At 60.4% G+C, this 20,240-nt stretch carries 22 protein-coding genes; 13 read left to right on the top strand and 9 right to left on the bottom strand.

Annotation, left to right across the window (positions count from 1 at the left end):
• The first annotated feature begins 26 nt into the window (after nt 1-26).
• Genes OSH03_RS03285 through OSH03_RS03275 form a run of 3 tightly spaced genes read left to right on the top strand, consistent with a single transcriptional unit; the run spans nt 27 to nt 1,544 of the window.
• Nucleotides 27-911, top strand: a complete 885-nt coding sequence (locus OSH03_RS03285; RefSeq protein WP_266178266.1) for a MurR/RpiR family transcriptional regulator — start codon at nt 27-29, stop codon at nt 909-911.
• Complete coding sequence (locus OSH03_RS03280) at nt 892-1,287, top strand: YidH family protein (RefSeq protein ID WP_061098519.1); 396 nt, start codon at nt 892-894, stop codon at nt 1,285-1,287. The genes OSH03_RS03285 and OSH03_RS03280 overlap by 20 nt, the downstream gene beginning before the upstream one ends.
• Nucleotides 1,284-1,544 carry a DUF202 domain-containing protein gene (locus OSH03_RS03275; protein ID WP_266178265.1) on the top strand — a complete coding sequence of 87 codons (261 nt, stop codon included), beginning with the start codon at nt 1,284-1,286 and terminating at the stop codon, nt 1,542-1,544. Before OSH03_RS03280 ends, OSH03_RS03275 begins: the two co-directional genes overlap by 4 nt.
• Before the next feature lie 33 nt (nt 1,545-1,577).
• Here the strand turns inward: OSH03_RS03275 and gdhA are convergent, their stop codons facing one another.
• Nucleotides 1,578-2,921 carry an NADP-specific glutamate dehydrogenase gene (gdhA, locus tag OSH03_RS03270; RefSeq protein WP_266178264.1) on the bottom strand — a complete coding sequence of 448 codons (1,344 nt, stop codon included), beginning with the start codon at nt 2,919-2,921 and terminating at the stop codon, nt 1,578-1,580.
• Between the two features lie 227 nt (nt 2,922-3,148).
• Here gdhA and OSH03_RS03265 point away from each other — a divergent pair, with 227 nt between their 5' ends.
• On the top strand, nt 3,149-3,421 hold the full coding sequence (locus OSH03_RS03265; protein ID WP_028012780.1) for a YnjH family protein: 273 nt from the start codon (nt 3,149-3,151) through the stop codon (nt 3,419-3,421).
• Here the strand turns inward: OSH03_RS03265 and OSH03_RS03260 are convergent.
• On the bottom strand, nt 3,381-3,797 hold the full coding sequence (locus OSH03_RS03260) for a pyrimidine (deoxy)nucleoside triphosphate diphosphatase (RefSeq protein WP_266178263.1): 417 nt from the start codon (nt 3,795-3,797) through the stop codon (nt 3,381-3,383). The two genes, OSH03_RS03265 and OSH03_RS03260, sit on opposite strands and share 41 nt — an antisense overlap.
• Before the next feature lie 75 nt (nt 3,798-3,872).
• Here OSH03_RS03260 and OSH03_RS03255 point away from each other — a divergent pair, with 75 nt between their 5' ends.
• Nucleotides 3,873-4,442 carry a carboxymuconolactone decarboxylase family protein gene (locus OSH03_RS03255; protein WP_266178262.1) on the top strand — a complete coding sequence of 190 codons (570 nt, stop codon included), beginning with the start codon at nt 3,873-3,875 and terminating at the stop codon, nt 4,440-4,442.
• Nucleotides 4,435-5,052: a CDP-alcohol phosphatidyltransferase family protein gene (locus tag OSH03_RS03250; protein WP_266178261.1), complete on the top strand. Its 618-nt coding sequence runs from the start codon at nt 4,435-4,437 to the stop codon at nt 5,050-5,052. Before OSH03_RS03255 ends, OSH03_RS03250 begins: the two co-directional genes overlap by 8 nt.
• Here the strand turns inward: OSH03_RS03250 and OSH03_RS03245 are convergent.
• The 6 genes from OSH03_RS03245 to xthA form a co-directional block, all read right to left on the bottom strand.
• Nucleotides 5,049-6,356 (bottom strand): sulfurtransferase, encoded by a 1,308-nt coding sequence (locus OSH03_RS03245; RefSeq protein ID WP_266178260.1) that lies wholly within the window; start codon nt 6,354-6,356, stop codon nt 5,049-5,051. The two genes, OSH03_RS03250 and OSH03_RS03245, sit on opposite strands and share 4 nt — an antisense overlap.
• A 73-nt stretch (nt 6,357-6,429) precedes the next feature.
• Nucleotides 6,430-7,050, bottom strand: a complete 621-nt coding sequence (locus OSH03_RS03240; protein ID WP_266178259.1) for an ATP-binding cassette domain-containing protein — start codon at nt 7,048-7,050, stop codon at nt 6,430-6,432.
• The gene (locus OSH03_RS03235; protein WP_266178258.1) at nt 7,050-8,579 is read right to left on the bottom strand and encodes an ABC transporter permease family protein; all 1,530 of its coding nucleotides are present in this window, start codon (nt 8,577-8,579) and stop codon (nt 7,050-7,052) included. Before OSH03_RS03235 ends, OSH03_RS03240 begins: the two co-directional genes overlap by 1 nt.
• Complete coding sequence (locus tag OSH03_RS03230; RefSeq protein WP_420909754.1) at nt 8,552-9,712, bottom strand: ABC transporter substrate-binding protein; 1,161 nt, start codon at nt 9,710-9,712, stop codon at nt 8,552-8,554. Before OSH03_RS03230 ends, OSH03_RS03235 begins: the two co-directional genes overlap by 28 nt.
• Before the next feature lie 15 nt (nt 9,713-9,727).
• A complete protein-coding gene (locus tag OSH03_RS03225) occupies nt 9,728-10,360 on the bottom strand; it encodes a TVP38/TMEM64 family protein (protein ID WP_277614541.1) in 633 nt (210 codons plus the stop codon).
• Nucleotides 10,361-10,417: 57 nt separating this feature from the next.
• A complete protein-coding gene (gene xthA / locus OSH03_RS03220; RefSeq protein ID WP_032644863.1) occupies nt 10,418-11,224 on the bottom strand; it encodes an exodeoxyribonuclease III in 807 nt (268 codons plus the stop codon).
• A 433-nt stretch (nt 11,225-11,657) separates the two neighbouring features.
• On the opposite strand from xthA, the gene astC reads away from it, so the two are divergent.
• The 7 genes from astC (at nt 11,658) to ves (ending at nt 19,368) form a co-directional block, all read left to right on the top strand.
• Nucleotides 11,658-12,878, top strand: coding sequence for a succinylornithine/acetylornithine transaminase (astC, locus tag OSH03_RS03215; protein ID WP_061098508.1), 1,221 nt, complete (start codon nt 11,658-11,660; stop codon nt 12,876-12,878).
• Complete coding sequence (gene astA / locus OSH03_RS03210; RefSeq protein ID WP_061098507.1) at nt 12,875-13,909, top strand: arginine N-succinyltransferase; 1,035 nt, start codon at nt 12,875-12,877, stop codon at nt 13,907-13,909. The genes astC and astA overlap by 4 nt, the downstream gene beginning before the upstream one ends.
• A complete protein-coding gene (gene astD, locus OSH03_RS03205) occupies nt 13,906-15,393 on the top strand; it encodes a succinylglutamate-semialdehyde dehydrogenase (protein ID WP_266178255.1) in 1,488 nt (495 codons plus the stop codon). The genes astA and astD overlap by 4 nt, the downstream gene beginning before the upstream one ends.
• Nucleotides 15,380-16,705: an N-succinylarginine dihydrolase gene (gene astB, locus OSH03_RS03200; protein WP_266178254.1), complete on the top strand. Its 1,326-nt coding sequence runs from the start codon at nt 15,380-15,382 to the stop codon at nt 16,703-16,705. Before astD ends, astB begins: the two co-directional genes overlap by 14 nt.
• 10 nt (nt 16,706-16,715) lie before the next feature.
• Entirely contained in the window at nt 16,716-17,681 is a 966-nt protein-coding gene (gene astE / locus OSH03_RS03195; RefSeq protein WP_266178253.1) for a succinylglutamate desuccinylase, read from the top strand.
• Nucleotides 17,682-18,018: 337 nt separating this feature from the next.
• On the top strand, nt 18,019-18,513 hold the full coding sequence (spy, locus tag OSH03_RS03190; protein WP_266178252.1) for an ATP-independent periplasmic protein-refolding chaperone Spy: 495 nt from the start codon (nt 18,019-18,021) through the stop codon (nt 18,511-18,513).
• 297 nt (nt 18,514-18,810) lie between these two features.
• Entirely contained in the window at nt 18,811-19,368 is a 558-nt protein-coding gene (gene ves, locus OSH03_RS03185; protein ID WP_045261590.1) for an environmental stress-induced protein Ves, read from the top strand.
• On the opposite strand, the gene cho is transcribed toward ves, so the two are convergent.
• The gene (gene cho, locus OSH03_RS03180; RefSeq protein WP_266178251.1) at nt 19,346-20,224 is read right to left on the bottom strand and encodes an excinuclease Cho; all 879 of its coding nucleotides are present in this window, start codon (nt 20,222-20,224) and stop codon (nt 19,346-19,348) included. The two genes, ves and cho, sit on opposite strands and share 23 nt — an antisense overlap.
• Between the last annotated feature and the right edge of the window lie 16 nt (nt 20,225-20,240).

The raw sequence follows: 20,240 nt of genomic DNA, 5'->3' as shown, positions 1-20,240 counted from the left end.
TATCGCAAAAGGAGCGAAACGTCGCCATGAGCGTGAATCGGGAAAACGTGAGGGTCTATATCAGCAATATTTTGGGCGGCTTAAGCGAGACCGATCGCCACATCGCCGGGTTTATTCTGGGGCAGCCTGCTCAGGTGGCGCAGATGCCGGTCAGCCGACTGGCAGAGGCGATTCAGGTCAGTGAGGCAACGATCGTACGTTTTTGTAAAAGGATTGGCTATGGCGGCCTGCTGGATCTAAAGGCGGCGCTGAAGCGCGAGCTGCTTGAGGAGAGCGAGCAGCCTCTGCCGGTGTCGCCGGATATTTTCCTGGACGATTCACGCAACGAGGTGGCGCAGAAAATTGCGTTGACGCTGGATACCACGGTGAAAGAGACCATCGGTCTGCTTGATATGAAGGTGGTGCATCCGGTCGTCGATCGTTTTCTGACGGCCAGCCGGGTGCTGTTTGTGGGGTTTGGTGCATCGGGTCTGTCCGCCATGGAAGCCAGGGATAAAATGAACCGCCAGGGGATCGACTCGGAGGCGTACACCGATCGTTTCACCATGACCCTGAAGCTCGCCAACCTTAAGCAGGAAGATTTGGTCGTGGCCTTTTCTCACTCGGGCGAAACGCCGGAGGTGGTCAACGCTTTCCGACTCGCGCGAAAGGCCGGGGCGCACTGCCTGGCGATTACCCATAACCTTCAGTCGCCGCTCATCGAGCTTGCCGACACCTGGCTGTTAACCTGCGGCAGCGCAGGGCCGTTTCAGGGCGACTCCATCGCCACGCGGCTTTCTCAGCTTTTTATTATTGAATTCCTTTGTACCGAAATCACCCGGCACAACCTGCGCGACAGCGCTTCAACCGGGCTTTCCATAAAGGAATTGTTGATTAAGGAAAGAATCAAACGTGAGTCTTCAGGAGAATAATTCGTCTGTTCCTCCACGTCCGCGGGGGAAATGGTGGCTGGCGGGCAAAACGCCGGACTACCGTTTTACGCTGGCAAATGAGCGTACCTTTCTGGCGTGGATCCGCACCGCGCTGGCCCTGATGGCGGGAGCGGTGGGGATAGAACAATTCTCACCTCAGCTCTCCTCCGTTGGGCTGCGCACGACGCTTACGGCGCTGCTGCTGAGCGCCGCCTCTGCGCTGGGTATCATTGCCTGGCGGCGCTGGCGTCACAATGAATACGCGATGCGCCTGGGCAGCGATCTACCCTATACGCGAGGGTTACTCCTGCTGGGGGGATTTATCATGGTGTTGGCAGTCTTGCTTGCGGTTATGCTCTGGCAGGCTTCGCAGTGAACCGCGATCCGGGGCGACAGCCGGAGCGAACGCTGCTGGCCTGGCATCGTACCGGATGGGCGACGCTGGTCCCGGCTCTTCTCTGTCTGCGTCGCTGGCTGCACGGCGGCGAACCGCTGTATGCGGTGAGTGCGTTCCTGCTGCTGACGCTCGGGGTGGCCATGCTGTGCGGCCTGCTGCGCAGGCAGAGCGTTGTTTCACTGCTGATCGCCAGCAGCGGCGTGCTGCTGCTGGTTGGAATAGTGGTACGCTTATAGCCCGGCGACACCCTCGCGCCGGGCGGTTCTCTGTTAAATCACACCCTGCCCAATCATCGCATCCGCCACCTTCACGAACCCGGCGATATTCGCGCCGCGCACGTAGTTGGTTTGCGATGCCTCGCCGCCGTACTCCACGCAGGCGTGGTGAATATCGAGCATGATGTGGTGCAGACGGGCATCCACTTTTTCCGCCTTCCAGCCGAGACGCGCGGCGTTTTGCGCCATCTCCAGGCCGGACGTCGCCACGCCGCCCGCGTTCGCCGCCTTGCCCGGCGCAAACAGCACGCCCGCCTCCAGGAACAGATCCGTTGCCTCGATAGTGGTCGGCATATTCGCCCCTTCGGCCACCGCCTTCACGCCGTTGGTAATCAGCGTGCGCGCGGCGTCTGCGTCCAGTTCATTTTGCGTGGCGCACGGCAGGGCGATATCCACCGGCACGCCCCACGGCTGTTTGCCTTCCAGATACGTCAGGCCAAACTCTGCGGCGTAATCGGCAAGTCGGCCATCGCGGCTGGCTTTGATTTCGCACAGGCGCGCCAGCTTCTCAGCCGTAAAGCCCGCTTCGTCCACCACCGTGCCTTTAGAGTCAGAGGCGGTCACCACGCGGGCGCCAAACTGCATCGCTTTTTCGATAGCGTACTGCGCCACGTTACCGGAGCCGGAGACCGCCACGCGCATCCCTTCGAAACCTAAGCCGTGACGCTTGAGCATTGCCTCAGTGAAGTAAACCAGGCCGTAGCCGGTCGCCTCAGGGCGGATCAGGCTGCCGCCAAACGATAATCCTTTACCGGTAAAGACGCAGGCGCTGTTGTTGGAGAGTTTTTTCATCATCCCGGCCATGAAGCCCACTTCGCGGGCACCCACGCCGATATCTCCCGCCGGTACGTCGGTGTCCGGGCCGAGATGGCGGTAGAGCTCGGTCATCAGCGCCTGACAGAAACGCATCACTTCGCCTTCGCTTTTGCCTTTTGGATCGAAATCACTCCCGCCTTTACCGCCGCCCATTGGCAGGGTGGTGAGCGCGTTTTTAAACGTCTGCTCAAAGCCGAGGAATTTCAGAATCGACAGGTTCACGGAAGGGTGGAAGCGCATGCCGCCCTTAAACGGACCGATGGCGGAGTTAAACTGCACGCGCCAGGCGCGGTTGACCTGCACCTGGTTGCGGTCATCCACCCAGGTCACGCGGAACTGGATCACGCGTTCTGGTTCAACCAGACGCTCCAGCAGCGACAGTTGACGATAGCGCGGGTTTTCTTCAAGGAACGGCCAGAGGGTGGTCATTACTTCACGAACGGCCTGAGCAAACTCGCTTTGGTGCGGGTCGCGCCGCTGAACATGGGCAAGGAAACTTTCCAGAGAGCGTGTCTGATCCATAGATATAAGAACCTCTTATAGTAATTTATGTATGTTGCTTATGCGATTTGTGTTGTTTTTTTGACTATACCACCCGTACCGCTTTGTGAAGCAAGCGGAAATGTTTGCCGAAAGGGAAATTAATGACCCGGGCCGCGTCATAACAAAAAGCGATGACGCGCTAAATTAAAGATTCTCCCCGATTTACCGTTATAGTCATTATCAGGACACAACAGGAAGAGAAGTCTATGAACCGTTATGTGATGGCCGCGTTATCATTAATGTTGACCGCAGGCGCGCAGGCTGACCGCATTCGCCCGGACGTAGAAGTGAATGTGCCGCCGGAGGTGTTTAGCTCCAGCGGCCAGCGCGCGCAGCCGTGTAACCAGTGCTGCATCTACCAGGATCAAAACTATTCTGAAGGGGCCGTCGTGAAGGCGGATGGCGTGCTGCTCCAGTGCCAGCGCGATGAACGTACCATCAGCACGAATCCGCTGGTCTGGCGTCGCGTAAAAGAATAAACGCCTCCAGCAGCGGAATGTCCGCCGGGGCTAAGCTGTAGCCGAACGCCTCTTCCGGCGTACACCACACCAGCGCGCTGTGGTAGTGCGCCGTTAACTCTCCGCTGAAGCGGGGTACGTGCCAGGCGTGCAGGTTGATTAACCGCTGCGATACTTCGCGCTGATGGCTTGCCACGTACTGCTCAGGCTGCGCCTCAATGCCTAACTCTTCACGCAGCTCGCGGATAAGCGCCTCAGGCTGGGTTTCTCCGGCCTCCACTTTACCGCCAGCGAACTCCCACATACCCGGCTGGTCGGCGTGAGCAGGGCGCTGCGCCAGTAAAATTTTGTCGTCTTTTTCGATGATGGCCGCAACGACATCGACTGTTTTTAGCATGGTCGTCAATACTTGATAGCGAAAAACGCCATATTATCGTGCCCTTTCAAAGAGTCCAGCCATCAGGAGAATCAGGTGAAAGAGACGTCCACCTGGGTAGATCCCGTCCCAACCCTTCCGGCGAGCGTAAAACCCATTGCCGCCGTGCAGCAAAAACACTTCGGCACCGTGCTGAACCCCACGCGCTGGTGGGGACGCGTGCCGCGTCTGTTCTGGCTGGTCGCCTTGTTTGTGGGGTTTCTGGAGCGCAGAAAAGCGCGCCTGACGCCCGTGCTGCGCTCGCTGCTCATGACGCGCGTATCGCAGCTCTGCCACTGTGCGTTCTGCATTGATGCCAACAGCCTGCGCCTGGCCGAGCGCTGCGGCGCGCTGGATAAAGTCCAGGCCGTGAGCGGCTGGTCAGATTCTGACTTGTTCAGTGAACAGGAGCGCGCGGCGCTGGCCTATGCGGAGGCCGTGACCGCCACGCCGCCACGGGTGGATGAGGCAGTCAAAACGGCGATGAAACGCCACTTTACGGATGATGCCATCACTGAAATGACGGCGCTCATTGCCTTTCAGAATCTCTCGGCCCGGTTTAATGCCGCGCTGGATATTCCGGCGCAGGGGCTGTGCGCCACGTTTAAAGGGAAGCCTGATGCTTGACCGTCACCTGCACCCGCGGGTAAAGCCCGCGCTGAATCGTCTGGTTTCCGTGCTGGATAAGCCGGGCATTACGCCCGACGGGCTAACCCTTGCCGGGTTTGCTATCGGCCTGCTGGCGCTGCCGTTTCTGGCCCTCGGCTGGTATCCGGCGGCTCTGGTTGCCATCGTCCTGAACCGCCTGCTGGATGGCCTGGACGGCGCGCTGGCGCGTCGGAGAGGGCTGACGGATGCGGGAGGTTTTCTGGATATCGCCCTCGATTTTCTGTTCTACGCGCTGGTGCCGTTTGGCTTTGCGCTGGCTGCACCGGCCGAGAATGCGCTGGCGGCCGCCTGGCTGTTGTTCGCGTTTATCGGCACCGGCAGCAGTTTTCTCGCCTTTGCCGCGCTGGCGGCGAAGCATAATATCGACAACCCCGGCTATGCGCACAAGTCGTTTTACTATATCGGCGGGTTAACGGAAGGGACGGAGACGATCGCGCTGTTCGTGCTGTGCTGCCTGTTTCCGGCGCACTTTACGCTGTTCGCGTGGATATTCGGCGCGCTGTGCTGGCTGACCACCACAACGCGCATCTGGAGCGGCTACGTGACGCTGAAGTCACTCACCCGTTAGAGAGCGCTCTCTGGCCCGCGCGCTCCGGCGGTGACCGGGTTCTGCGGGTGGCTGCTCCATTCATACCAGCCGCCGTCATAGACGGCGACGTGCTTCCAGCCCATCGCCCGGGCGTACATAAAGGTTTCTGACGCTCGCCAGCCGGTGCCGCAGTAAAACGCGACGTGCTGGTCCGGCAGGATATTCCAGCTTTTCCACTGGGCGGCGATATCGTCCGCGCTGCGCATGGTGCCATCCGGGTTATGGAAGTCTTCCATATGGGTGGCATCGCTGCCCGCATGGCCCCAGCGGGCGCCGGCAATTTCACCTTTTGGCTTGATGTAGCTGTAGCCGCTGGTTTCGCCGATAAACTCCGGCCACGAACGAATGCTGACCAGGGAGGCATCCTGACGGTGCAGCATGCCGCGCGCCTGCTCCATATCCACCATCAGCTGCGGCTGGCCGGGGATCGGCGCGCCAAAATCAGGAGCAGGCGCCACTTTGCCGGGCGTGCCGCGCTCAACCGGCAGACCTGCATCTGACCACGCCTTCCAGCCGCCATCGAGAAGGCGCACATCCTTCACGCCCGCGTAGAGCATAATCTGCGCCACGCGCGCGGCGGCGTAAACGTCACGTCCATACAGAATGACGGTGGTATCGTGACGGATCCCGTGCTTCGCCAGCATTGATTTCAGCCTGTCGTCGGAAACTTTGTTCCACAGCGGCTCGCTTTCCACCTCGTTGGTGTCGATGTAGCCCGCGCCGGGAATGTGGTTAAGCAGGTAAAACTTCGGCGCGCCCCATGCCGCTTCTATGACTTTCCATTCGCCCGCCGGCGCGGCGGTCACCGGTTTGCCCTGCTGGAGCTGGTGGATCCACTGGGGGTAGACGAGCTGTTCAAAGTGCGCCAGACGCTGCAGGCGGTCGGGCGACTGGAGGGCATCGCTGAGGAACGAAACATGGCGGTATCCGGCTTTCTCCAGGCGGGCTTTCACCGCCTGAGTGGCGCCGTCGTCGCCGTACAGCGCGATGGTCGTTGCCGGCGTCAGCTGATGCTGTCTGGCCCAATGCGCAATCTGCTCGTCGCTCATTGCGTCAAGCCAGGCGGCTGCCAGGTTGAGCGCTGCGGGTTCGTGCCCGGAAGGACCGCTGAGGGTCTGCGGCCAGCCGTTATAGAAGGCGCTGGGGCGGGTGTCGATTGCCGCGCCGTGCTGCGCCTGAAGCTGAGACAGCGTCATCGCGTTGGCCATATCAGCTGCCAGAGAGGAAAAAGAGGCGAGGCCGCAGATCAGGGCCAGCGCGGTCAGTTGAGAAACACGTTTCATCGAAAAACCTGACGTCAGTAAAAGAGGGGGGCATTGTCGTCTCTCCCGAAACGGAAAACATTGCGTTAGCACATTATTGCCAGCGAGAAATCTCCATCACCTCGCCGCCGGGCGGAATATCGTCCTCGTCATGGGTGACCAGCACCACCGGAATATTGCGCGCGCGGACGGCGTCAAACACCCATGCCCGGAACGACGTGCGTAACGCTTTATCGAGGCGGCTGAACGGTTCGTCCAGCAGCAGCGCCTGCGGCTCTGCGAGCAGGGCGCGCAGCAGGCTAACCCGGGCGCGCTCACCGCCGGAAAGCGTGGCCGGATCGCTGGCGTAATGACCGCCAAGCCCGGCGGAATCCAGCGCCTGCTCGACCGCTTCCCGCCGTGCGCGTCCCGCGATCCGCTCAGGCAAGGCCAGCAGCAAGTTTTGCCCAACGCTGAACGGGTCAAACAGCAGCGCGTCCTGAAAAAGAATCCCCAGGCCGCGGGATTCAACGGGCAAACCGTCGCAGCGGCGTTCGTCGAGCCACAGTTCGCCCCGCGCGTGAAAATTATCTGACAGCGCGCCAACCATCCAGGCAAAGAGGGTCGATTTGCCGCTGCCGGACGGTCCCATCAGGGTGACAATCTCCCCGCGGGGTACGCAAAAATTGACCTCGCGGAAAAGCGGTTCGATGGTGAGATCGTTGACCTTAAGCATTAACGTAATCCTTGACGGTAGCGGCCCGCGAGCCGGGATAACAGCGCGGCAAGACCGAATACGACGCCCGTGACCAGCAGTAATCCCAGGGCGCGGTTAGCGAGAACCGGGATGCTGCCCCCGCTGCTGAGCGCGACGGTCTCGGTGGTCAGCGTGGCGAAACGCCCCGCGCCCAGCCAGAGCGTCGGCATATATTGCGCCATGCTGACGGAAAAGCCGGTGGCAAAGGCCAGCAGCGCAGGACGCACCAGCAGGGGACATTTCAGCAGGCAGAAAATTTTTGCCCGCCGCCAGCCGAGCGTTCTGGCGGTAAGGATAAGCCGGGGATCGATCCGCCGCCACGCGGGCTGGAGCACCAGCAGCATCCACGGCAGTACCCACAGCAGATGGCTCCAGAGGACGGCGATAAAGCCTCCGTCGAGTTCCAGATGCAAAGCAATTGCGTATTGCCCGGTCACGAGCGGCAGTGCCGGAAGGGCGAGCGGTAGCCACACCCACGCCGCACCGCGCTGCGGCCCCCATTCCAGCCAGAGAAAAATGACGATGAGGGCGATAAGGCTCGAAAGCAGACCGAAGGAGAGGCTGGTGCCCACGGGACCCACGTCGTCCCGTTGCGCCAGCATCAACAGCACGGCGGCGCAAAGGAGGCCGCATGCGGGCAGAAACCCGCTGAATGCGCGCTCTGGCAGCGCGATATGCAACCTGCGGCGCGTCCCGCTCAGGTCCGGAATAGCGCGACGCCAGACCTTCCACAGGCCGTACCCCAGCGCGGCAAGCGTGGCCAGTAAAAGAAGGAGCAGCAGGCACAGCAGCGTCCCTTTTACCTGCTGCTGCGCGTCGCCCTGGCTCAGCCACTGCCAGGCCAGCACGGCCAGCGTGGGCGGGTTGCCGGGCCCGAGAACGATCGCCACGTCCACAACCGACAGCGACCACGCCAGCACCGCCAGCATCACCGCCCCGAGGACGGGCGCGATCGCCGGAAGGATCAGCCAGCTGAGCGTCTGAAAACGCCCGTAGCCGAAGGTTTGCAGGACGATCTTCTGCTGCGCGAGCCCTTTTTCCGGCAGCCCGGCGTAAATGGCCCACAGCACAAACGCGCTCTCTTTGACCGCGAGCGTCAGGCCCAGCCCAACGCCGTAGCGGTCAAGCGGCGGCGAACAGGCGGTACAAACCTGATAAAACAGTCCGCCCTCGGCAAACAGCAGCAGCGCGCTGGTGGCGAAGGCTACGTGGGGGATCGCCAGCAGCCACGGCAGGCGCGTGCTGAGGCGCCGCCAGCGGTTGCCGGGCCAGAAAAGAGCCACGAGGGAAAGGGCGATAAGCAGGGCTCCCAGCGTGGCGATAAGCGTTGAGACCAGCGTGGCAACGGCTGCCTGCGGCAGCTGAGGATCGTTCAGCAGCCGCTGCCAGTTCGTCACGGAGAATGCCGGCGCGAACAGCACGGTGCCAGCGGGCAGGATCGGCAGATAAATCACCGCCATCGCCAGCCAGACAAGCCAGCCTAACGGGTGCCGTAACGACGCAGCCATTCCTGCTCCAGCGCGTTCACCCACGCGGACTGCGGCTCGGGGAGCACCTTCGGCAGCCCCTGAGGCGTATGGGCCTGCAGCTGTTTCGCGTCACCGTCTGGCAGCGTTTTCGCATCCAGCACGCTCGGGTCTCCCCACACGGCCGGGTTGGCCTTGCGGATCTGCGCCTGCGGCGACAGCAGGAAATTGGCGACTACCTTCGCGCCCGCGCTCGCGCTGGCGTTGGCCGGAATAGCCACAAAATGCACGTTGCCGAGCATCCCGTCGCGAAAACCAAAGCTGTAGCTGTCGGCAGGCAGTTCTCCGCTCGCCACTTTTTGCTGCGCATGCGCCGGGTTAAAGGTCAGCGACAGGTTCAGACTGCCGCTGGCGAGCAGGGCATCCATCCGGGCGGGGGAAGGAGGGAAGTCTTTCCCTTCACGCCACAGCAGCGGGTGCAGTTTATCGAGGTAGGCCCAGAGCGGCGCCGTAACCAGGGCAAACGTATCATCAGGCGCTTTTTGTAACGCCTCGGGATGCGCCGTAAGCGTCAGCAGCAGCTGCTCCAGAAAGGCCGTGCCGGTAAAATCGGGCGGGCGAGGATAGCTCACCTTGCCCGGATGCTGCTGCGCGTACGCCAGCAGCGCCTGCGGATCCTGCGGCGGCGTCGGCATGCTGGCTTTGCGGGTGATAAAGGTCAGCTGCGCGCCGCCCCACGGCGATTCCGCGCCGTCCGTGGGAATGGCAAAATCTTCCGTGACGGGCTTACGGGTATCGACATAGCGCCAGTTGGGCAGACTCTGCGCCCACCCGGTTTTCAGCAGGTTAGCCTCTTTGAGGGTGCGGAAGTTCTCGCCGTTCACCCACAGGAGATCGACCGAGCCGTTGGTCTTACGCCCTGCGGCGGCTTCCGTCTGAATACGTTTGACCGCATCGGCGGCATCCGCCAGCGGGACGATTTTTAGGGTGATGGCATAGTGCGTTTGCATCTCACCGCTAACCCACTCAAGGTAGCGGTTGACCGCCGGATCGCCGCCCCAGGCGTTAAACCAGACGGTTTGTCCTTTGGCCTGCTGTTGAATAGCGTGCCAGCCGTCGGCGGCATAGAGGGGGGCTGCCAGCAACAGACCGGTCAGAAACGTGCAAAAACGCACACGGCGCATAATGCCTCACTTTTTAGCAGAAGGGAGATAACGGGAAAACAGCCGGCGCGTAACCAGCGGTAATAACCCCAGTAGTGTAAAGGCGAATACCATGCCCGGCGACAAAATATCGCGAAGCGATGCCACTTTTCCCAGCTCCCGCCCGGCGTTCAGAAAGATAACCGTTGCGGGCAGCATGGCGACCTGGCTGACCCACCAGTAGCGCCGCACCGTGATGCGGGTCAGCCCCATCAGTAAATTCACCAGGAAAAACGGGAACAGCGGCATCAGGCGCAGGGCAAAAAGATAGCCCGCGCCGTCGCGCGCCATGCCGGCGTTCACCGTTGTCATCTGCCGGGCAAACCGCCGCTGCACCCAGTCGCGCAGCAGGTAACGGCTGGCGAGCATCGCCAGCGTGGCCCCGAGCGTGGAGGCAAATGAAACCAGCACGGCGCCTTCCCACAGGGCAAAAAGCGCCCCGCCCAGCAGGGTCAGAACCGCCGCGCCGGGTATCGATAGGGCGGACACCGCCACGTAAAGCGCAAAGAAGATCAGCGCGCTACGCAGCGGCGCGCGGTCGACATAGGAAAGTAGGGCCTGCTGGTGCGTTTTTACTCCTGCCAGAGAGAGCGTGTCAGGCGGCAGAATGACAAATGTCATAAGAAATGCGCCCAGAAGGGCGCACAGGAAGAGTGTTTTTCGCATGTTCACGCGCGATTACAGCTTGAATTTAGCCCATACCGGCGCGTGGTCCGACGGTTTTTCCATGCTGCGGATGTCGTAGTCGATCCCGGTTTCAATGCAGCGCTCCGCCAGCGGCGTGCTGGCCAGCAGCAGATCGATACGCAGGCCGCGGTTGTCGTCAAAGCCCTTCGAGCGGTAGTCAAACCACGAAAAGCGATCCTGCGTTTCCGGGTTGGCATTGCGGAAGGTATCCACCAGGCCCCAGCCCAGCAGACGCTCCATCCACTCACGCTCTTCCGGCAGGAAGGAGCATTTGCCGGTGCGCAGCCAGCGCTTGCGGTTCTCTTCGCCGATGCCGATATCCAGATCCGTCGGGCTGATGTTCATGTCGCCCATGATCAGTACCGGATTCTCTTTTTTCAGTTCGGTCGTCAGGTAGTTCTGCAGATCCTGATAAAACTTCGCTTTGGCCGGGAATTTTGTCTCGTGATCGCGGCTCTCGCCCTGCGGGAAATAGCCGTTAATGACCGTGATGTTCCCGAGCGCGGAAGGCACTTCCGCCATGATGATGCGGCGCTGCGCTTCTTCACCGTCGCCGGGGAAGCCGCGGCGCACGGAAACCGGCGTGTCTTTGGTGAGCAGCGCGACGCCATAGTGACCTTTCTGACCGTGGTAAAAGACGTTGTAGCCGAGTTTCGCCACCTCTTCGAGGGGGAACATGTCGTCGTGAACCTTGGTCTCCTGCAGGCCGATCACATCTGGCTGATGTTGCTCAACAATGGCTTCAAGCTGATGAGGGCGGGCGCGCAGGCCGTTGATATTAAAAGAGACAAATTTCATAGTCGCTGCCAGTGCAAGGTGAATAGTGCATGGATGGTAGCAGAATTTGCGTCAACTGTTACCGGGTTCGACCAATAACTGCGACAGATAATGCCGGTGGTGCAATATTTGCACCATTCTGACGCGCTTCGCCCTCAAACAGGGCGTAAATGGCCAATAAATTTCGCGAGCGATCACAATTCCAGAATTATATTTGGCCTCTGCATACTCTTTCTGATTTTCATGCGGCAAAGCGCCGCTTGTCGTAAAAATATTCACTTTTTATGCACTAACAGTGAATAACTCCATATTGTAACCTATTGATATTCTGTTACCTCAACCCGTTTATGCAATTTTATCGCTGGCTGGCACGAAGGCTGCAATCTACATTCACAGTGCAAACACTCAATTATTTAACATTCAAATAACTTTTTATTTACCGGATGAGGTCGCTATGTCTCTGTCAATTACGCGTGAAAATTTCGATGAATGGATGATGCCGGTTTATGCTCCGGCGGCTTTTATTCCGGTTCGCGGGGAAGGCTCACGCCTGTGGGATCAGCAGGGTAAAGAGTATATCGACTTTGCCGGGGGGATTGCGGTGAACGCGCTGGGTCATGCCCACCCGGCGCTGCGTCAGGCGCTGAACGACCAGGCTGCGAAGTTCTGGCATACCGGCAACGGCTTTACCAACGAGCCCGCGCTGCGCCTGGCGAAAAAGCTGATTGACGCGACCTTCGCCGAAAAAGTCTTTTTCTGTAACTCCGGGGCGGAAGCCAACGAAGCGGCGCTGAAGCTGGCACGTAAATATGCCCACGATAAGTTTGGGACGCACAAGAGCGGGATTGTGGCGTTTAAAAATGCCTTCCACGGGCGCACGCTCTTTACCGTGAGCGCGGGCGGCCAGCCTTCTTATTCGCAGGATTTCGCTCCGCTGCCGCCGGATATTCGTCACGGCGTCTATAACGATCTGCAGTCCGCCAGCGAGCTGATTAACGACACCACCTGCGCGGTGATCGTCGAGCCGATGCAGGGCGAGGGCGGCGTGCTTCCGGCGCAAAAGGCATTCCTGCAGGGGCTGCGCGAGCTGTGCGACCGCCACGACGCGGTCCTGATTTTCGACGAAGTGCAGACCGGCGTGGGCCGCACCGGCGAGCTGTATGCCTATATGCACTACGGCGTGACGCCGGACGTTCTCTCTACCGCCAAAGCGCTGGGCGGCGGCTTCCCGATTGGTGCGACGCTGACCACCGAAAAATTTGCCAGCGTGATGACCGTGGGCACCCACGGCACCACCTACGGCGGCAACCCGCTGGCAACCGCCGTCGCCGGACAGGTTCTCGACATCATTAACACCCCTGAGGTGCTGAAGGGCGTTAAGCAGCGTCACGAGTGGTTCGTTGAGCGCCTGAACGCCATCAACGGCAAGCTTGGCCTGTTTAAAGAAATTCGCGGCCTGGGGCTGTTGATCGGCTGCGAACTCACCGCTGAGTTTGCCGGAAAAGCGAAGCTTATTTCACAGGAAGCGGCAAAAGCGGGCGTGATGGTGCTGATTGCCGGTGCCAACGTGGTGCGTTTTGCGCCTGCGCTGATTGTGAGTGAGGAAGAGGTGCAAACCGGTCTGGACCGTTTTGCGCTGGCGTGTGAGAAGGTGAAATCCGGGGTGTCATCATGATGGTCATCCGTCCCGTTGAGCGCGGCGATATCGCCGGGCTCATGCAGCTTGCCGGTAAGACGGGAGGCGGGCTGACCTCGCTTCCTGCCGATGAAAAAACGCTGTCGGCGCGCATTGAGCGCGCCCTGCAAACCTGGCAGGGGACGTTGCCAAAAAGCGAACAGGGTTACGTGTTCGTGCTGGAAGACACCGACACGGGAACCGTGGCCGGGATTTGCGCCATCGAAGTGGCCGTCGGGCTTAACGACCCGTGGTACAACTACCGCGTCGGCACGATGGTTCATGCCTCGAAAGAGCTGAACGTCTATAACGCGCTGCCCACGCTGTTTCTCTGTAATGACCACACGGGCGCCAGCGAGCTCTGCACGCTGTTCCTCGACCCGGCGTGGCGCAAAGAGGGCAACGGCTATCTGCTCTCTAAATCGCGCTTTATGTTTATGGCCGCCTTCCGCGATCGCTTTAACGAAAAAGTGGTGGCAGAGATGCGCGGTGTGATCGACGACAAAGGCTACTCGCCCTTCTGGGAGAGCCTGGGCGAGCGCTTCTTCTCGATGGAGTTCAGCCGGGCGGACTATCTCTGCGGCACCGGTCAGAAAGCGTTTATCGCGGAGCTGATGCCTAAACATCCTATCTATACCCATTTCTTAACGCCGGAAGCGCAGGCGGTAATTGGCGAAGTGCATCCGCAAACCGCGCCGGCCCGCGCGGTGCTGGAGAAAGAGGGCTTCCGCTACCGTAACTATGTGGACATCTTTGACGGCGGGCCGACGCTTGAGTGCGATATTGACCGCGTGCGCGCGATCCGCAAAAGCCGCCTGGTTGAGGTATCCGAAGGCCAGCCCGCGCCGGGTGACTGGCCGGCGTGCCTGGTGGCGAACGAAAATTACGCCAACTTCCGCGCCATGCTGGTGCGGACCAACCCGAAATGTGAACGTCTGGTGCTGACGGCTGCAGAGCTTGATGCCCTGAAATGTAACGCCGGCGATACGGTTCGCCTGGTGCGTCTCTGCCCTGAGGAGAAAACAGCATGACATTATGGATTAACGGTGACTGGGTAACAGGCGAAGGCGAACAGCGCACAAAGACCAACCCGGTAGGAAAAGAAATTCTGTGGAAGGGAAATGACGCCAGCGCCGCGCAGGTCGAGCAGGCCTGCCGTGCCGCACGCCGCGCGTTTCCCGCGTGGGCAAAACGGCCTTTCGCCGAGCGCCAGGCGCTTGTTGAAAAATTTGCCGGGCTGCTGGAGGCGAACAAGGCCGAACTGACGCGCATCATCGCCTCCGAAACCAGCAAACCGCGCTGGGAAGCGGCGACCGAAGTGACGGCGATGATCAATAAAATCGCCATTTCGGTTAAGGCGTACCACGTCCGCACCGGCGAGCAGCATACCGAGATGCCGGACGGCGCGGCCACGCTGCGCCACCGTCCGCACGGCGTGCTGGCGGTGTTTGGCCCGTATAACTTCCCGGGGCATCTGCCGAACGGCCACATTGTGCCCGCCCTGCTGGCGGGCAATACCGTCATCTTCAAGCCGAGCGAGCTTACGCCGTTAACCGGCGAGGCGGTGGTGAAGCTGTGGGAGCAGGCCGGGCTGCCGCCGGGCGTGCTGAACCTCGTGCAGGGCGGTCGGGAAACCGGCCAGGCGCTGAGCGCGCTGAGCGATATCGACGGCCTGCTGTTTACCGGCAGCGCCGGAACGGGCTATCAGCTGCACCGCCAGCTGGCGGGGCAGCCGGAGAAAATTCTGGCGCTGGAGATGGGGGGCAATAACCCGCTGATTGTCGAAGATCCTGATGATATCGACGCTGCGGTGCACCTGACGATCCAGTCCGCCTTTATTACCGCCGGACAGCGCTGCACCTGCGCCCGCCGCCTGCTGGTCAAGCGCGGCGCGCAGGGTGATGCCTTCCTGAAGCGTCTGACAGAGGTGAGCGCGCGGCTGGTGCCTGGCGCGTGGGATGCCGACCCGCAGCCGTTTATCGGCGGGCTGATCTCCGAACAGGCCGCGCTGAACGTGCTCAAAGCCTGGCAAGACCATGTAGCGCGCGGGGCGAAAACCCTGCTGGAGCCAAAGCTGGTTCAGCCGGGTACCTCGCTGCTGACGCCGGGCATTCTTGAGATGAGCGGCGCGAGCAGCGTGCCGGATGAAGAGGTGTTTGGCCCGCTGCTGTGCGTGTGGCGTTACGACGATTTTGATGCGGCCATTGCGATGGCGAATAACACCCGCTATGGCCTGTCGAGCGGGCTGATATCGCAACATCGCGAGAAGTTTGATCGGCTGCTGCTGGAAGCGCGCGCCGGGATCGTGAACTGGAATAAACCGCTGACCGGGGCCGCGAGCACCGCGCCGTTCGGCGGCGTGGGCGCCTCGGGCAACCATCGCGCCAGCGCATGGTATGCTGCGGACTACTGCGCGTGGCCGATGGCGAGCCTGGAGACCCCGGCGCTGACGCTGCCGGAGACGCTCAATCCGGGGCTGGATTTTAGCGAAGGGGACCGACATGAAAGCGCGTGAAGTCAATTTTGACGGGCTGGTGGGGCTGACGCACCACTATGCCGGCCTGTCTTTTGGTAATGAAGCCTCGACGAAGCACCGCTTCCAGGTCTCCAACCCGAAGCTGGCGGCGAAGCAGGGGCTGCTAAAAATGAAGGCGCTGGCGGATGCCGGCTTCCCGCAGGCGGTGATCCCGCCACAGGAGCGTCCGAACGTGGCGGTGCTGCGCCAGCTAGGTTTTAGCGGTACGGACGAGCAGGTCGTCGAAAAAGCGGGTACGCAGACGCCGCACCTGCTCTCTGCGGCAAGCTCTGCCTCTTCAATGTGGGTGGCAAACGCGGCCACCGTCGCCCCGTCGGCCGATACGCTGGATGGTAAAGTCCACCTGACGGTGGCGAACCTGAACAACAAATTCCACCGCGCCACCGAAGCGGAGACCACCGAGCGCGTGCTGCGCGCCATTTTCAAGCATGAAACCCATTTTGAGATCCATCAGGCCCTGCCGCAGGTGGCGATGTTTGGTGACGAAGGCGCGGCCAACCATAACCGGCTGGGGGGCGATTACGGCGATCCCGCCGTGCAGCTGTTTATCTACGGTCGGGAAGAGGGCGGCCATACCGCGCCTACCCGTTATCCAGCGCGTCAGACGCTGGCGGCCAGCCAGGCGGTTGCGCGCCTGAACCAGGTCAATCCTTCCCAGGTGATTTTTGCCCAGCAGAACCCGCACGTGATCGACCAGGGCGTGTTCCATAACGACGTGATAGCCGTCTCCAACCGCCAGGTGCTGTTCTGCCATGAGCAGGCCTTTGCCCATCAGGATAAGCTGCTCGCCACGCTGCGCGAACGCGTGCCCGGCTTTATGCCGATCCAGGTGCCAACGCAGGCGGTCAGCGTGCAGGACGCGGTGGAAACGTATCTGTTCAACAGCCAGCTGCTGAGCCGCGATGACGGCAGCATGATGCTGGTGCTGCCGCAGGAGTCCCGGGACCATCAGGGCGTGTGGCGCTATCTCACCGAACTGGTGAAGGCCGATAACCCGATTGACGAGCTGCGCGTGTTTGACCTGCGCGAAAGCATGGCCAACGGCGGTGGCCCCGCCTGTCTGCGCCTGCGGGTCGTGTTAACGCCAAATGAAATGCAGGCCGTTAACCCGGCAGTCATGATGAATGAGACGCTCTTTAACACCCTGAATGACTGGGTGGACCGCTACTATCGCGACCGGTTAACGCAGGCCGATCTGGTTGACCCGCAGCTGCTGCGCGAAGGGCGCGAGGCGCTGGACGCGTTATCGTCAATCCTGCAGCTGGGCTCGGTTTACCCGTTCCAGCGCTAAAGGAGTGGATATGGAAAATTTACTGGCGCTGACCCTGGCCGATGAAACGCCGGACCAGAGTGAGGGGGAAGGCCCCTCATTCCGCTGGCGGTGGCTGGGGCGCGGGGTGCTTGAGCTGACGCCGACGGCCAGCAGCGCGTTATCGCTGCTGCTTTCCACGGGGATCCACGGGAATGAAACCGCACCCGTTGAGATCGTCGATGGGCTGCTGCGCGCGCTGTATCGCGGCGAGATCGCCCTTGCGTGCCGCGTGCTGGTGGTGCTTGGCAACCCGCCTGCGCTGGCGCAAAACAAACGGTACCTGGTTAGCGACATTAACCGCATGTTCGGCGGCCGCTGGTCGCAGTTTCCGCAGAGTGACGAAACGGCGCGCGCGCAGTGGCTGGAGAACGTCGTGACGACGTTTTTTGCCGCGGCGGGACCGGCGCGCTGGCATCTGGATCTGCATACGGCGATCCGCGCCTCTTACCACGTGCGCTTCGGCGTTCTGCCGCAGCGCAATCAGCCGTGGGATGAAGCGTTTCTGAGCTGGCTGGGGGATGCCGGGCTGGAGGCGCTGGTGTTTCATCAGTCGCCGGGCGGAACGTTTACGCACTTTACCTGTGAAAACGTCGGGGCGCTGTCCTGTACGCTGGAGCTGGGAAAAGCGTTGCCGTTCGGACAGAACGATCTCACGCGCTTTGCGCCAACGGGTCTCGCGCTTCGGGCGCTGCTCGGTGGGACGGATCCCGAGCACGCGCATCAGCCCGTTGAGCGGTACCGGGTCGTACAGCAGATCACCCGCCGCAGCGAGGCTTTCCAGCTTCACATGGCCGCGCACACTCTGAACTTTACGCCGTTTCGCAAAGGGGCTCTGCTGGCGGAAGATGGCGAAGAGCGTTACGAGGTGCAGAAAACCACCGAATATGTGCTGTTCCCCAACCCCTCCGTGGCGTTTGGCCTGCGGGCCGGTCTGATGCTGGAAAAACTCTCCTGAACGTTTCCCCTCCCATCATCCGGGAGGGGACGTAAAAATGTTTTCTTAGCGATTAAAGCGCTCTGACTTCTTTTACGGAATATTCCTGGCGAATTGCTTTATTATTCACCGTCACTTCGTTATACTTCTGCTAAATATCTTTAAAATCATCGTTTTGAATATTTCTTGTTGCAACTCTCCACGCTTTATCCTTATTTCCTCCACATTTGGCGAAAAATTGTTTTTTACACTTTCATTGTTTTACCGTTGCTCTGACTAATTGACGATAAACCCCGTAAAGTTAATCTCGTCAACACGGCATAGCGCCGAAGAATAACTGAAAGAAAGGAAATAAATTATGCGTAAGTTTACTGCTCTGTTTGTTGCTTCTACCCTGGCTCTGGGCGCTACCAGCATGGCGTTCGCCGCAGATACCGCAACCACCACCGCCGCGCCAGCTGAAGGCAAAATGATGATGCATCATAAAGGCAAGCCGGGTATGCACCACGAGATGATGATGTTTAAAGATCTGAACCTGACGGACGCGCAGAAGCAGCAGATCCGCGACATCATGAAAAGCCAGCGTGACCAGATGAAGCGTCCTCCGCTGGAAGAGCGCCGCGCAATGCATGACATCATTGCCAGCGACAGCTTCGATAAGGCGAAAGCCGAAGCGCAGATCGACAAAATGGCCGAGCTGCACAAAGCCCGCATGCTGGCCCACATGGAAACTCAGAACAAAATCTACAACATTCTGACCCCTGAACAGAAAAAACAGTTTAATGCCAATTTTGAGAAGCGTCTGACAGAACGTCCGGCGATGGAAGGTAAAATGCCAGCACCAACCGAATAATCGGTTCACTCTCTTAAGACCGCCGGGATCCTGTCCACAAAAGCGCAATCGCTGTGGACAGGACCGGCGGTTTTTCTATTCTGCCCTCTTGTCTGCCGCCGCCAGCGCGGTATTCTCCTGTAGTAGCTTCAGAGAATGTTTGTAGAGTCATGGCGTTAGCATTTTTATTAACGTTCCGCTAAGGCCTGCCCGCTCTGCTGCCGATACTGTGTCTGTGAATACCTAACGATAACAAACAAGACTGCAAGGGTAGCGATACTCTTGCCCTGGCACGGGTTGTGCCATTCAGGAGTGGTGATGGAGTTCTTTGATATTCGTAAGATGCCGGTCAGCCTCTGGCGCAATGGCGCAGGCGAAACGCGAGAAATTTGCTGTATCCCTCCCGCGACGCGCGATTTTTTCTGGCGTGCCAGTATCGCGACCATCGCCAGCAACGGCGAATTCTCCTCGTTTCCCGGCGTCGACCGGGTCATTACCCTGCTGGAAGGCGGGGAGGTGACGCTGGATGCCGGTCAGGCGTTCTGCCATACCCTTAAGCAGCATCAGCCTTACAGTTTTGCCGGCGATCTGCCGGTGAAGGCGCTGCTTTCCGACGGCAGGATGGCGATGGATTTCAACATCATGACCCGGCGCGACTGCTGTCAGGCAAAGGTGCGGGTTGCCGATCGTACCTTTACCACCTTTGGCTCGCGCGGGGGCGTGGTGTTTGTATTAAGCGGGGCGTGGCAGCTGGGTGATAAATTGCTGACGGCCGATCAGGGCGCCAGCTGGCAGGAGGGGACCCATACTCTGCGTCTGCTGGAGTCTCAGGGTACCCTGCTGTTCAGTGAAATTAACTGGCTGCCGGGTCACTGAGCGCGACGATCTCGAACTTGCCCGTTAAGACGGGCTTGCAGAGGATTTTGTAGCCGTCGTGGTCGAATCCCGCGGGGGTGCGCAGCAGGGTTGCCGCGTCGCTTAAATCATCGACAGCCCCCAGCCAGAGCCAGTTGTTGACGATGTGATACTGCGTCATGGTTTCACCCACTTCTTTTAGCGCAACGGCGCCGTCCCAGGGCCAGCAGTTGACGCTGATCCCCGCCAGGCCCTCGAGGAGCCTGGCGTGATGCGCCTCTACGCTCTCTTTTCCGCAGCAGGCGCCTGCGCAGCGCTTGAGCGCGAAGCGGAAGCAGGCGCGGCCCCGCGTGGTGCCCTCCAGCCCTAAAAGGCTATAGCAAAGCTGCAGCTCGTCGGCGAGCGCCTGCAGAGACTGCAGGGCGGCACGCTTGTTTGCGAACAGCCCGAAGAGGTTCGGGGCATGGGAGAAATCGACCTCGCGGGCGTAAACGACCTGCGGCTTGCCGTCGGCGATCTGCAGGGAGCAGAGCTGGCGGTTGCGGCGCAGGCGCTTATTGAAGAGCGGCTGCTGCTCTTTTATCAGCCGGGCTTCCAGCAACAGCGCGCCCATTTCTCCCGCCGTCTGGAACCAGGTAATACGGCGCGACTGGCGCAGCATGGCGGCTTCGTCCGGGGTACGCAGGTGAGATAACACCCGGCTGCGAATGTTAACGCTTTTGCCGATGTAGAGCGGCAGGGTCTCGCTTTCACCGTGAAAGATGTACACGCCCGGCTGTTTGGGCAGCGCCTCAAGCCAGGGACGGAGATGTTCGGGATATTCATAGATAGCCGCCGCTTCAAACTCAAGACGCGGGGCGGATTGACGCCTGCTCACATACTGCTCCATATAC

This window comes from Enterobacter nematophilus (assembly GCF_026344075.1).
GTDB lineage: Bacteria > Pseudomonadota > Gammaproteobacteria > Enterobacterales > Enterobacteriaceae > Enterobacter > Enterobacter nematophilus.
The sequence above is the reverse complement of the archived record's forward strand: the minus strand, read 5'-3'. Positions and strand labels throughout refer to the sequence as shown.

Bases quoted from the DNA above. Each gene is read 5' to 3' on its own strand.
- OSH03_RS03285 (WP_266178266.1), top strand. From the start codon at position 27: ATGAGCGTGAATCGGGAAAACGTGAGGGTCTATATCAGCAATATTTTG.
- gdhA (WP_266178264.1), bottom strand. From the start codon at position 2,921: ATGGATCAGACACGCTCTCTGGAAAGTTTCCTTGCCCATGTTCAGCGG.
- OSH03_RS03265 (WP_028012780.1), top strand. From the start codon at position 3,149: ATGAACCGTTATGTGATGGCCGCGTTATCATTAATGTTGACCGCAGGC.
- OSH03_RS03260 (WP_266178263.1), bottom strand. From the start codon at position 3,797: ATGCTAAAAACAGTCGATGTCGTTGCGGCCATCATCGAAAAAGACGAC.
- OSH03_RS03250 (WP_266178261.1), top strand. From the start codon at position 4,435: ATGCTTGACCGTCACCTGCACCCGCGGGTAAAGCCCGCGCTGAATCGT.
- OSH03_RS03245 (WP_266178260.1), bottom strand. From the start codon at position 6,356: ATGAAACGTGTTTCTCAACTGACCGCGCTGGCCCTGATCTGCGGCCTC.
- OSH03_RS03240 (WP_266178259.1), bottom strand. From the start codon at position 7,050: ATGCTTAAGGTCAACGATCTCACCATCGAACCGCTTTTCCGCGAGGTC.
- OSH03_RS03235 (WP_266178258.1), bottom strand. From the start codon at position 8,579: ATGGCTGCGTCGTTACGGCACCCGTTAGGCTGGCTTGTCTGGCTGGCG.
- OSH03_RS03225 (WP_277614541.1), bottom strand. From the start codon at position 10,360: ATGACATTTGTCATTCTGCCGCCTGACACGCTCTCTCTGGCAGGAGTA.
- xthA (WP_032644863.1), bottom strand. From the start codon at position 11,224: ATGAAATTTGTCTCTTTTAATATCAACGGCCTGCGCGCCCGCCCTCAT.
- astC (WP_061098508.1), top strand. From the start codon at position 11,658: ATGTCTCTGTCAATTACGCGTGAAAATTTCGATGAATGGATGATGCCG.
- astA (WP_061098507.1), top strand. From the start codon at position 12,875: ATGATGGTCATCCGTCCCGTTGAGCGCGGCGATATCGCCGGGCTCATG.
- astD (WP_266178255.1), top strand. From the start codon at position 13,906: ATGACATTATGGATTAACGGTGACTGGGTAACAGGCGAAGGCGAACAG.
- astB (WP_266178254.1), top strand. From the start codon at position 15,380: ATGAAAGCGCGTGAAGTCAATTTTGACGGGCTGGTGGGGCTGACGCAC.
- astE (WP_266178253.1), top strand. From the start codon at position 16,716: ATGGAAAATTTACTGGCGCTGACCCTGGCCGATGAAACGCCGGACCAG.
- spy (WP_266178252.1), top strand. From the start codon at position 18,019: ATGCGTAAGTTTACTGCTCTGTTTGTTGCTTCTACCCTGGCTCTGGGC.
- ves (WP_045261590.1), top strand. From the start codon at position 18,811: ATGGAGTTCTTTGATATTCGTAAGATGCCGGTCAGCCTCTGGCGCAAT.